10 protein-coding genes are annotated in these 12,036 nt (G+C 42.0%); 5 read left to right on the top strand and 5 right to left on the bottom strand.

The window, feature by feature from the left end; genetic code table 11:
* The first annotated feature begins 98 nt into the window (after nucleotides 1-98).
* Nucleotides 99-1,181, top strand: a complete 1,083-nt coding sequence (locus FTU13_RS14945) for a hypothetical protein (protein WP_180126767.1) — start codon at nucleotides 99-101, stop codon at nucleotides 1,179-1,181.
* Nucleotides 1,181-1,507: an RnfH family protein gene (locus FTU13_RS14950; RefSeq protein WP_111885267.1), complete on the top strand. Its 327-nt coding sequence runs from the start codon at nucleotides 1,181-1,183 to the stop codon at nucleotides 1,505-1,507. Before FTU13_RS14945 ends, FTU13_RS14950 begins: the two co-directional genes overlap by 1 nt.
* Nucleotides 1,508-1,550: 43 nt before the next feature.
* Here FTU13_RS14950 and FTU13_RS14955 read toward each other — a convergent pair whose 3' ends face one another.
* Entirely contained in the window at nucleotides 1,551-1,949 is a 399-nt protein-coding gene (locus FTU13_RS14955; RefSeq protein ID WP_078193102.1) for an outer membrane protein assembly factor BamE, read from the bottom strand.
* 112 nt (nucleotides 1,950-2,061) lie between these two features.
* Between FTU13_RS14955 and fur the strand changes: the two genes are divergently transcribed.
* A complete protein-coding gene (gene fur / locus FTU13_RS14960) occupies nucleotides 2,062-2,499 on the top strand; it encodes a ferric iron uptake transcriptional regulator (protein WP_078193101.1) in 438 nt (145 codons plus the stop codon).
* A gap of 79 nt (nucleotides 2,500-2,578) precedes the next feature.
* On the opposite strand, the gene FTU13_RS14965 is transcribed toward fur, so the two are convergent.
* A complete protein-coding gene (locus tag FTU13_RS14965) occupies nucleotides 2,579-3,700 on the bottom strand; it encodes a PilT/PilU family type 4a pilus ATPase (protein WP_180077385.1) in 1,122 nt (373 codons plus the stop codon).
* A gap of 27 nt (nucleotides 3,701-3,727) precedes the next feature.
* Entirely contained in the window at nucleotides 3,728-4,765 is a 1,038-nt protein-coding gene (locus tag FTU13_RS14970) for a type IV pilus twitching motility protein PilT (protein WP_078190026.1), read from the bottom strand.
* A gap of 125 nt (nucleotides 4,766-4,890) precedes the next feature.
* Here FTU13_RS14970 and FTU13_RS14975 point away from each other — a divergent pair, with 125 nt between their 5' ends.
* Nucleotides 4,891-5,577, top strand: a complete 687-nt coding sequence (locus FTU13_RS14975) for a YggS family pyridoxal phosphate-dependent enzyme (RefSeq protein WP_180126765.1) — start codon at nucleotides 4,891-4,893, stop codon at nucleotides 5,575-5,577.
* Nucleotides 5,578-5,770: 193 nt separating this feature from the next.
* The gene (locus FTU13_RS14980; RefSeq protein WP_078193098.1) at nucleotides 5,771-6,571 is read left to right on the top strand and encodes a thioesterase family protein; all 801 of its coding nucleotides are present in this window, start codon (nucleotides 5,771-5,773) and stop codon (nucleotides 6,569-6,571) included.
* Nucleotides 6,572-6,619: 48 nt separating this feature from the next.
* Here FTU13_RS14980 and FTU13_RS14985 read toward each other — a convergent pair whose 3' ends face one another.
* Both FTU13_RS14985 and FTU13_RS14990 read right to left on the bottom strand, forming a co-directional pair.
* Entirely contained in the window at nucleotides 6,620-10,216 is a 3,597-nt protein-coding gene (locus tag FTU13_RS14985; protein ID WP_180126763.1) for an AAA family ATPase, read from the bottom strand.
* A 9-nt stretch (nucleotides 10,217-10,225) separates the two neighbouring features.
* Entirely contained in the window at nucleotides 10,226-11,476 is a 1,251-nt protein-coding gene (locus FTU13_RS14990; protein ID WP_180126762.1) for an exonuclease SbcCD subunit D, read from the bottom strand.
* Nucleotides 11,477-12,036: the final 560 nt, after the last annotated feature.

Raw genomic sequence — 12,036 nt, forward strand, 5'->3', positions numbered from 1 at the left:
TTGCGCAGCAAATCACCTTTAAGGTGATTTGCTTTTTGTTTTTGATTTTCAAGGCACAGCAAGGCAAAATAGCGCTAGAATTTTCAAAGGAATTTGTCATGCAGGACAATGCGATGTCGAAATGGTTATCGCCACTGATGGCGTTCTGTTTATCTTTTATCATTATTGCAACTTTAGCACCGGTAACAGGTATTCAAATTGAACGTCAGCTAGATTTCTGGCTGTTGTGGCTAGGTACAATGCTTATTTTAGCTTTACCGCTATGTTATTTGGAAATTGCTTTAGCAAAACGTTCAAAAATTACAGCAGTTCAAGCACTGTCTTCGCTAACACGTGATGCGGATGCTTCACCCAAATGGCGTATAGTCGGTTGGCTTGCCGTAGTATTTATTCCATTTTTAGCAGGTGCCATGCTTTCAGCCGCGTCGCAATATGTGGCAATTTTTACAGCTAATGGCTTTGCCTATAGCATTATTTTGGCTGTCCTTGCGGTCATTGCATTTGCATTGTCGTTTGTACCACGCCAATTTTTAGTGATTTTGACCGCCATTGGTGTGATTGCTGCAGTAGTCTTAGCGAATGTTATGGGAACGGCATTGCCAGAATGGAAAATGACTACACTCGAATTTAGTGAGTGGGGCAATGCAACCGTCTTGGCGCTCGTAGCAAGTGGTTTGGGGATGGGCTTGTACTGGCAGTCAAGTTTACCAGCCGTGAAGCAACAAGAGATTGCAAGCAAAACGGTATTTCCAATTTGGATCGCTCAACTTTTGGCAGTGGTTGCTTTTGCCTTTTTCACAGCAAAAACACAAGTACCTGCTTTAGCACTGGTTGTGGGTTTAGTTGCAGCTTCTGCATTACTGATTCAAATGGCACGTGAACAATTACAACAACGCCAATTGGCTGTAGTGTTGCAATGGGCGATTTTATTGGTTGCGGTTTTTGTATGGGCACTGAGCACTGTTGTTCCAGTATTTAATATTGCCTTGTTGATTTGGGGCTTAATTATTTGTCTGATTTATGCGATTTTCGCAGGTTGGATTATGAAGATTAGTCATCTACGTAAGTCAATGAACTTCAGTCATGAAACCTTTTATAATATTTGGCGTATTGCCGTACGTATCGTAGTGCCCTTGTCAATAATATTGGCATTGGTGGCTGTGATTGGGCAGTTATTCTAATGACAGCTCAGTTACAAGTATGGGTCGCTTATGCGAGCGTGGAACAGCAGATATTAATTCCGCTGAGCTTTAATCCCGGTATGACGGTTGAAGATGCTATTGTGCAAAGTGGCATTCGAAAACAAGTGGATTTACCCGAAGAATTAACACTAGGAATCTTCGGGGCGCGTGTAAGCGATTCATCTCAGTTACTTGAAGCAGGTGATCGTGTCGAAATCTATCGTGCATTAACCATTAATCCGAAAGATATTCGTCGTAATCGCGCCAAGAAAAATCCCGTCGGCCGTTATTGTCGAGGCAATCGTTTCAAGCAATTGTACTTATAAAAAAAACCCCTAAATTTAGGGGTTTATTTTTATCTTAAAGCGACTATAGTGGTGGCGCAGTTAAAATCGCTTCTTTAGAACCTGGTAAGCCCGGTTGAGACTCTGGAATGGTTTCTAAGCCTTCAATTTTTTGAACGATACCGTTTTGGTCAAAGAAGATTTTTAAGTGTTGACCATGTGCAGCAGGAATCTTGGCTTTTTTAGCATATGTTCCTGGGGTATACTTATAAATGTAGTCCCAACGTAACGGATTCATTGGATCGGCAACAGTTGGACTACCTAGCAAAAAGCGAACTTGTTGGTGGCTCATTCCCACTTGAATTTTAGCCGCTTGTGCTTGAGTTAAAGGTGTACCTTGTGGAATATCAACTTTATAAACGCCCAAGGTTGAACAGCCTACGAGCAATGAAGTGACGAATAACGTCAGCATGATTTTTTGCATTTTGCTAAACTATCCCAAATTAATTATGATGCATTTGATCCAAGGATAGATCATACTGCATCTACACTTTGTTGCATATTCCAACTTTAATTTTGTTGAGAGACCTTTTTTCATGCCTATTTCAAATCAAGATTTACGTAAAGCTGGACTTAAAGTTACACTTCCACGAATTAAAATATTGGAATTGCTTGAAAATTCAAGACAACATCACTTAAGCGCAGAAGATATTTATAAGACTTTACTTGAACAGGGTGAAGATGTGGGTTTAGCAACTGTGTATCGCGTGTTAACACAGTTTGAAGCTGCAGGTATTATTCAACGCCATCATTTCGAAAACAATCATTCTGTTTTTGAGATTATGCAAGAAGATCACCATGACCATATTGTGTGTCAAAACTGCAATAAAGTGGTGGAATTTACTAATGATGTGATTGAGCATGAGCAACATCAAGTGGCAGAAAAATTTGGTTTCCAACTTACAGGTCACTCATTAAATCTTTATGGCTATTGTGATGCGCCTGAATGCCAAGAAGCATATCGTAAAAAATAATCCGATACGGATGAGAATGAATAAAAAAACAGACTTCATGTGAAGTCTGTTTTTTATTTCCGAAAGCGTTTAAGCAAAATTAATGTTGACCATCAAAGGTAATATTTGAATTTGCACGCAGTAAATGCTCGCCGCCTTCTTCAGACAATTTAATTTGTAGACGCAGGTCATTCGGTGAATCGGCATGTTTGAGCGCATCTTTATAGCTAATTTGCTTGGCTTTATAAAGGTCATATAAGGCTTGGTCAAAGGTTTGCATACCTAGTTCACGAGAACGCTTCATCAGGTCTTTAATTTCATGCACTTCACCCTTACGGATTAAGTCTGAAATTAAAGGTGAGTTGATCAAAATCTCAATGGCAGCACGACGTGAATTACCATCAATGGTTGGAATCAATTGCTGCGCAACCATTGCTTTTAAGTTCAAAGACAAGTCCATGAACAGTTGACTATGACGATCCGCTTCAAAGAAGTGAATGATACGGTCGATGGCCTGGTTGGCGTTGTTGGCATGCAGAGTAGCAAAAACCAAGTGACCGGTTTCAGCAAAGGCAATCGCATAGTCCATGGTTTCACGTGAACGAATCTCACCAATCAGAATCACGTCAGGTGCCTGACGTAGCGTATTCTTTAAGGCAACTTCGAAAGAGTCGGTATCAATACCCACTTCACGTTGGGTAATGATACAGCCTCGGTGTTGGTGTACAAATTCAATCGGGTCTTCAATTGTAATGATATGACCTTTGCTATTTTCATTACGATAGCCAATCAAAGATGCCAAAGAGGTTGATTTACCTGTACCCGTTGCACCTACGAAAATGATAATGCCACGCTTGGTCATCGCTAATTCTTTTAAAATCGGCGGTAATTTCAACTCATCCATCGTTGGAATAACGGTTTCGATACGACGCAGCACCATACCTGGCTGGTCACGTTGTTGAAAGGCGCTGACACGAAAACGAGCAGATTTACTGGTATTACTAATGGCAAAGTTACATTCGCGCGTTTCGGCAAATTCCTTACGCTGTTTGTCAGACATAATAGAATGTAAGATTTGACCGACAGTCGGGCCCGGTAGCTTAGTCGAGCCAATTGGCAAAATTTGCCCATTGATCTTAATCGAGGGTTCAACATCGGCTGTAATAAACAAATCCGATGCTTTTTTCTCCACCATATAATCAAGTAAGCCGTTAAAATCCATAACGATCGCCCCAGAAAAATAAAAAAATTACAAGAAAGATTCGGGTTGTTTCGCTGCAGTCCGTGCAGTTTGCGTACTAATAATGCCTTTTGCGACAAGGTTTTTTAAGCTTTGATCGAGTGTGGTCATACCGTAGTTGGCACCGGTTTGAATCGCAGAATACATTTGCGCGACTTTGTTTTCACGAATCAAGTTACGGATCGCAGGAATACCGATCATGATTTCATGCGCAGCCACACGACCGCCACCATTTTTCTTGAGTAGGGTTTGTGAAATTACGGCTTGAAGTGATTCGGATAACATGGCACGAACCATATCTTTTTCTTCAGCAGGGAATACGTCAATCACACGGTCAATGGTTTTTGCGGCAGAGGTTGTATGTAGTGTACCGAAGACCAAGTGACCGGTTTCAGCAGCTGTCAGCGCCAAACGAATGGTTTCAAGGTCACGCATCTCACCGACTAAGATAATATCCGGGTCTTCACGCAGTGCGGAACGAAGTGCTTCGTTAAAGCCGTGCGTATCACGGTGTACTTCACGTTGGTTGACCAAGCATTTTTTTGATTCGTGTACAAATTCGATCGGGTCTTCGACCGTTAAAATATGGTCATAACGGTTGTCGTTAATGTAATCAACCATCGCAGCAAGCGTGGTAGATTTACCCGAACCCGTTGGACCAGTCACCAATACGATGCCACGTGGATATTCACAAATATCTTTGAAGATTTGGCCCATACCAAGATCTTCAATGGTTAGTACTTTTGAAGGAATGGTACGGAAAACGGCACCAGCACCACGGTTTTGGTTAAATGCGTTCACACGGAAACGAGCCACACCAGGTACTTCAAATGAAAAGTCGGTTTCTAATTTTTCTTCGTAATCACGACGCTGTTTATCGTTCATGATGTCGTAAACCAATTTGTGCACTTCTTTGTGTTCAAGAGCAGGAAGGTTGATACGACGAACTTCACCATCCACACGAATCATTGGTGGCATACCAGAAGATAAATGTAAATCCGAAGCGTTATTTTTGGCAGCAAAGGCCAATAGTTCTGTAATGTCCATAAAATCCCCGAGATAAAAATTAAATCTTAATTATTTTGATAGAATAATAAGGCTTTCCCACAGCTTAACCAACACTTAGTTGCAGGGCAATGCAAAAAAAGATGAACGAAATGAGAACCCCGTCAATGAATAAACTTCAAGAAGCACGAAATCAAGTCTTGCAGCAAATTGAGCAGGCTTGCCAACTTGCGGGTCGACCACAGCAGTCGGTTGAATTGTTGGCTGTATCTAAGACGCATCCTGCTGAAATGCTAAGAGAAATGTATACAACGGGGCAACGCTCATTTGGTGAAAATTATCTGCAAGAAGCGCTTGAAAAAATAGAGGCTTTGGCAGATTTAGAGATTGATTGGCATTTCATTGGTCATGTACAGCGCAATAAAACCAAACATTTGGCTTCAAACTTTGCTTGGGTGCATGGGGTAGACCGTTTGATTATTGCGGAGCGTTTATCAAGCCAGCGAGAAGCGACTCAAGCGCCTTTGAATATTTGCCTACAAGTCAATATTGACGCGCAAGATACGAAGGATGGCTGTCAGCCGAATGAAGTAGCAGATTTGGTCGCACAGATTTCTACGCTACCGAATTTACGCTTACGTGGACTGATGGTAATTCCTGCTCCAAACAATCCACAAGCTTTTGTTGATGCCAAAGTGCTCTTTGAGCATGTCAAAGCACAGCATACGAAACCTGAAGATTGGGATACATTAAGTATGGGGATGTCAGGCGATATGACTGATGCGATTGCTGCGGGTTCAACGATGGTTCGCGTGGGGACAGCATTGTTTGGCGCACGTGATTATTCAAAATAGGACAGAAGATTCAGCCTGCTTTCAAAAACTAGGCTTATAAAGTGTAAGCACAGCAGATAAATTTTCACAATAGATGAAACCTATGGGTTCAAAGTGAGCCTTTTAATTTGAACTTTCCATTAAAGTTGAGTACAAAATAATCAGGATGTTTTTGATATTGAAGTAATTCACACTTGGACAAATAGGGAAGTTCATGACGGCATATTATCAGTTGATTCAACGCGACGTAGATGCGCAAGGCTGTGTCACGGCACATTACCATTCGACCAATTTAGCACAAGGTGCATGGAATGCACATGAGCAACACATGGCACCAGCTACAGGCATTATTTGTGCTGAATTAGACCGTTTTTCACCACGTCATGATATGCGTATCGGGCGCATTAGCCTCGATATTTTGGGCTTAATTCCTGCTGGCGAGTTTGAAATAATCACGCAAGTGATTCGTCCGGGAAAAACCATTGAACTGATTGAATCTGAAATGCGGGCTCAGGGCAAAACCTGCATTGTGGCACGCACTTGGCGCATGATGACGCAAAATAGCCAGTCCGTGAAAGGTTTGGAGGATGCTGATGTGACTGGGCCAGAAACTGCGCCGATTTGGGACGGTATCCGTCAGTGGCCGGGGGGATATATTCAGTCGATTGAAGCAAGAAGCCATGGGCGCCGTGCAGGTCAAGGCATTGTGTGGCTGAGAACACAGCATGACATGGTTGAAGGTGAGCCGACTGCTGATTTTGTCCGTTTAATGGGCATGGTTGATACCGCCAATGGTATTGTTCCGCGTCAGGATTGGCCATTTGGCTGGGGCTTTCCAAATCTGGATCTACAAATCCATTTGCACCGTTTACCACAGGGACAGTGGTTAGGTCTGGAAACCGTGCAGCAGTATGGAGCGGATGGTGTTGGTTTGAGTAGTTCTGTATTGCATGATGTCCATGGCCCATTTGGGCGTAGTGAACAGATTTTAACGCTACGTCCACTCGGGACGTAATGATCTAGAGAATCAAAAATTATAAAGCCTGCTTTAAGCAGGCTTTTTTTAAGATACGATTTGGATGGTGCTTGCACCTGCTCCGACAGGATTGACTTGAATTTGCACAGGGATTCGTTCGTGCATTTCTTGAATGTGAGAAATTAGCACGACTTTACGCCCTTGGTTTTGTAGCTGATCCAGAGCATTCATCACCATGTGCAGACTTGAAGCGTCTAGCGTACCAAATCCTTCGTCAATAAATAGGCTTTCAATTTTTGTTGTACCTGATGCCATGCTCGCAATGGCTAAGGATAAAGCGAGCGCGGTTAAGAAAGACTCACCGCCTGAAAGCGAAGAGACCGAGCGGGTTTCACCATCCATATCATGATCGACAATGGCTAGGCTTAATGAGTTTTCAAGGCGCTTTAAGGTATAGCGCTGTGAAAGCATCGCCAATTGCTGATTGGCATATTCAATTAAAATATCGAGGTTATATTGCTGTGCCAAATCACGGAATTTCTTGCCCGTTGCATCGCCCATTAAGCTCGAAATCTTATTCCAACGATGTTCCTCAGATTGGATCTGTTGAATCTGATCGGTAAATTGCTGCTGTTTTGCTACATTGCGTTGATGTACTTCGAGTTTGAGTTTCACTTCATCACGCTGTTCCATCACTTGGGTTATTTGTTCAACCAAACTTTGTAATTGTGAGAGTAGTGCTTCAAATTCGATTTCAGGCTGCAGCATTAAGTGCTGCTGTAGTTGCTCATCCAATGTTTTCTTAGCAGACTGAGCATCGCTATATGCACGTTCAGCCGAGCTAATTTGCTGTTTCAGTTGCAGCTCTTGCTCATGTGTAATTTCACTGAGCTGCTGTAACAAGGCGTCATTAAAATCAATATGCAGCGCTAACCACTGTTGAATACTCAACGCGGCTGCATTTTGTTGAGTTTGCAACTGTAGTTGCTGTGCCTGATATTTTTGCAGTGTTGCTTGTGCCGTATCAAAGGCTTGGCGTCGCTGCTCAAATTGTTGACGTACCGTATTAAACTGAGTCTGCAGCTGTTGTCGGTTTTGCTCAAACTGTAATAACCATTCATGCGGTTTTTCAACAGTTACTTGAGTCATGGTAAAAATAGCTTGGATTGCAAGATCGCTATTTTGTTTACCTTCTTCTAACAGTGTCGAAATGCGTTTTTCAGTTGCAGCAATATTCTCTAGACTGAATTTACTGCGCTGTTTTGCCTGTTCCAGCTGCTGTGTTATTTGATTCAGCTGAGCATTTAGTTCATTACGTTGTTTTAAGGTGTTAAGACGTTGCTGTAATTGAATATAAATTTCTTCAGCAGCGGTGCGGGTTGACTGCTGCCATGCGTATTTTTCAGTGTCATCCAATAAAGACAAAATAGGTTGAATATTTTGTTCCGCATGCTGTATTTCTGTCAGCTGCTTTGTCGTGTGCTGAATGTATTGAGTCAAAGTATGGCTGTTTTGCTGCGCCTGTTCATGGGTTTTTAAATCAGCTTCTGTTTGCTGCAAAGATTGCTGTGTTTGTGCAATATGATGCGTTATAGCCGTTTCAAGCAAGCTCAAATCTGAGTGCAAATCGTATGGAATATTCAGTGCATTAAGTGATTGCTCAAGCTGGGTTTGGGCATTGCTCTGTTGCGTGCTGATTGCGGTGAGTTGCTGTGCATTGGCTTCAAAGGCAGTGGACTGCTGTGTGCATTTTTTTTGCAGTTGCTGCCACAGATCAAACGTTATTTTTTCCTGCGCTAGTGCTTGCTGTTCCTGCTGTACTTGCAGTTTCAATAGTTCATGGGAAAGCACATCTTGGTTATATGTATAAGGGTGCTCGGTGCTGCCGCAGACCAAACATGCTTCACCTGCAACCAGATTTGCTCTGAGCTGTTCAATATTTTCTGCATGCAGTAATCGCTGCTGCTGCAGTACAGTTTGCAAATTCTCTCGAGCTGCTTTTTGTGCATGAAATTCGGTTTCAGCCATGCTGCATTTCTGCTGATTCTGTGTGAGATCACTTTGCAGTTGGTGCTGGTCTTGCAATTTTTGCTGATGTTCAACATGAATGGCGTGGTAATGCTGCCAATGACTCTTGGTGATATCTAATTGATTGATGCGATTTAATAAGTCTTCACGCGCTGTACGCAAGCCCGTAATTTTCGAGTTAAGTGCTTGGTCTTGCCCAAATTGCTGAATGAGCTGGTCAAGTTGCTGTTGTTTTTGTGCCACTTGTTGCGTGGCTTGAGCGACATCACCATATTGCTGCTCAAATTGCACATAACTTTGAATAAAACGCTGTAAAGGGCTGAGATGTGCAGACAGTGCTTCATCCAAAATTTGAAAATGTGCTGTTTGCGAGAGTAGGGTATTTTGCTGCGCTATATTTTGTTCTAACTGCTGCTGTACTTGTAACAATTGCTGTTCGGCTTGAAGCAGCGGGGCATGCTGATCTTGCAGTTTTTTGAGTTCATCTTTTACAGCAATTAGCTGATCGCCTAGCACTCGGCGGTCGGCAATTCGCGCACGTACTAAATCAATTTGATCTTGATGATCAACTTCAAATTGGTGCTGCTGTTTTTGCTGTAGATCAAGTTGTTTAAATTGAGTTTTTTCATGATTAAACTTAATTTCAATTGCGCTGAACTGCTGCTGTGCTTGAGCCAATTGAGGCTGCAGCGTTGCTATTTCAGTACTTAAATTCTTGCGTTGAATGATGCTTGGACGGATTGAGGCGAATTTTTCCAGTTGCTGCAATTGCTGCTTCTGCGGCTGCAGTGCATCGAGTTGCTGCTGTTGAACAGCCAAATATTGCTCACGTTGCTGAATATCCGCAATCAGTTTATCTTTGTGTTGAAACCATTGCTGCTGTTTGAGCAATTGCTGCTTTTCACTTTCGAATTTTTGGTAAGACTCTGTATGACTTTGAAAATTCGCCGTGTATAAGGCAAGATCTTCATCCGATAAAATTTCAATATCACCGAGTCGAACTTCCAAAGCCTTACGCTGATTGGCAATTTGCTTGGTTTTTTCAAAGGCCAATTGACCAATTTTCCCGAAAATACTGGAATTGGTTAGATACTCCAATAGCTCGCCACGTTCATTATCACGCGCTTTTAAAAAAGTGGTCACTTCTGACTGAGCCAGTAAAACGGCACGGGTGAACTGTTCAAAACTGAGTTGAGTAATGCGTAAAATTTGGCTCTCAACCGCTTTGGTTTTATCCGCAACAACAGTGCCATCTGTTAAGCATTTCAGTGAGCGCTGTACGCTTTGCAATTTACCATTTGGGTTTTCACGGGCACGTTTAATTTCCCAGCGAGCTGAATAGACTTTTTGGTCTTGAGCAATAAAACTGAGCTCGGCAAAGCCTTGGCCTGTACCACGGCGCAAGACTGTTTGCGGTGAGTTGGTCGGCAGCTCTGAACCATCTACATCGATGAGTTTGCCATCGCTGTCTTTTAAGCGCGGCACACGGTTAAACAGCGCCAAACACATGGCATCTAAAATAGTCGATTTACCAGCACCTGTTTTACCAATAATTGCCACTAAGCCTGCACTTGCTAAGGGTTCAGATTCAAAATCAATAAAATGCTCACCCGCTAAAGATGCCAAGTTTTTAATGCGTATAGATAAAATTTTCATGGCAATTCCTTAAGTGTTCGCATCATCTTCAAGTGATTTTTGTGCTTCATCGACCAAACTTAAAAAATCTTTCATTACGGTGTCATCAGCACCGTAGCCCTGTTTTTCCCAAAGGTTTTGGAATAATTTTTCAGGCGTAGGCGGATCAAGGTTGATTGCGGCTTGCTGCGGATTATTTTGATCTGAATTTAAATAACGGCGGCTAATGCGCACCAAACGATAACGGTTTGGCGCTAGCGCTTCTTCAAATTGCTGTCGTAAATTCGGTGCAGGCGGAGTGTCGGTATGATATTCAATTTCGACATATTCACGCTGATCAATATCTTCAATTTCACCGCTCGACAAAGCGGATAATTGTGCCAAAACTTCTGGAATTGTGCCTTTGATGCGATGCAATTGCACGCTGCGCGGAATCGCTAAGGACTCTATTTGAAAGCGTGATTCATCGCTTTGAGTCGGGTCAATACTGATATCAAGCACTTGATGCTTATAATTGATTTCACTAAATGACAGGGGAATCGGTGAGCCGCTATAACGAATATGCGTTTGTCCCACTTTTTGCGGTTTATGCAAGTGTCCAAGTGCCACATAATCAATCACATCATCAAACAACGCTGTTGATAAAGCTTCTTCATTACCGACCACAATCGGGCGTTCCGAATCAGACGTTTCACCGCCTTGCATATGTGCATGTGACATCAGAATCAAAGCCTGATCAGGCTGTTTACGAGCTTTTGCTGCCGCAATCAACTGCTGATGTAAATAAGCAATGGCATTTTGACTGTTGGTGGTTTGCTCATTTAAACCTGTGATTTCAGCACTGCGTAAATAAGGTAAAGTTAAACACCATGCAATGATGTTTTTATTAGCATCATAAATCGGGACAAGTAAACGATCGAGGTCAAATTGCTGGTTTTGTTTTGAAATAATCCCCACTGCTTTGGCATTAAACTTCGCTAAAAAAGGCTCAACCTGTTCAATGCGATAACCCGAATCGTGGTTACCTGCAATCATCAAGGTTTGCATATGTGGGGCAATAGCATGGGCATCGGTTAAAAATTGATACAGTTGTTTTTGTGCACTGGATGCTGGATTCACCACATCAAAAATATCGCCTGCAATCAGTAATGCATTCGGTTGTTTTTCTTGGATTTGCTCAAGTAACCAATTTAAAAATTGGGTGTGCTCGTAGTCACGCTCATGATTATGAAAAAATTGTCCTAAATGCCAATCTGAAGTATGAAAAAAACGAACAGTCATGCAAGCACCAAAAAATCAAAAAATTGATTGGGCTATAAAGTATCACAGATGGTTATGTTTACGAGGGAGATTAATCATTCATCAGTCCAACTAAGTCGTTATCGACAGTTACAAAGTATCCAATCTAAACTATGCCATAACTGCATTAATGTGCATGTGCATGTGCATCTACTTGCAGGAGGCAAAAAGTATTATGGGCTGGATTTATGAAATAGCCTTACCAGTATTATCCAAATATCACAAATTTTTCTATAGCAATTTGGCCATCTTGTACCAGAATTTTCTTAGTGATTTGGTTGAAATCTTTAACTTCAAAACTACGAGTAAATGTATTGGTAATGCAATGCATCGGTGGAGTCTGTACAGAGCATTCTAAGAGGTCACCATGAAGTCTGGGGTTACTGATTAGGGAATACTTAACTCGTGTAAACGACCAACCAAAAACGGCAGAATAATAGATAACTTAAAGCTTGGTATCAGAACTTTGAATTTCAAAATAGTAGAACTGGTTCATTGTTGTTGTATTTTCTTTGATGGATTACACGTTTCAAATAGTAGAG

The organism is Acinetobacter sp. YH12064 (genome assembly GCF_013419735.1).
GTDB classification, from domain to species: Bacteria; Pseudomonadota; Gammaproteobacteria; order Pseudomonadales; family Moraxellaceae; genus Acinetobacter; species Acinetobacter amyesii.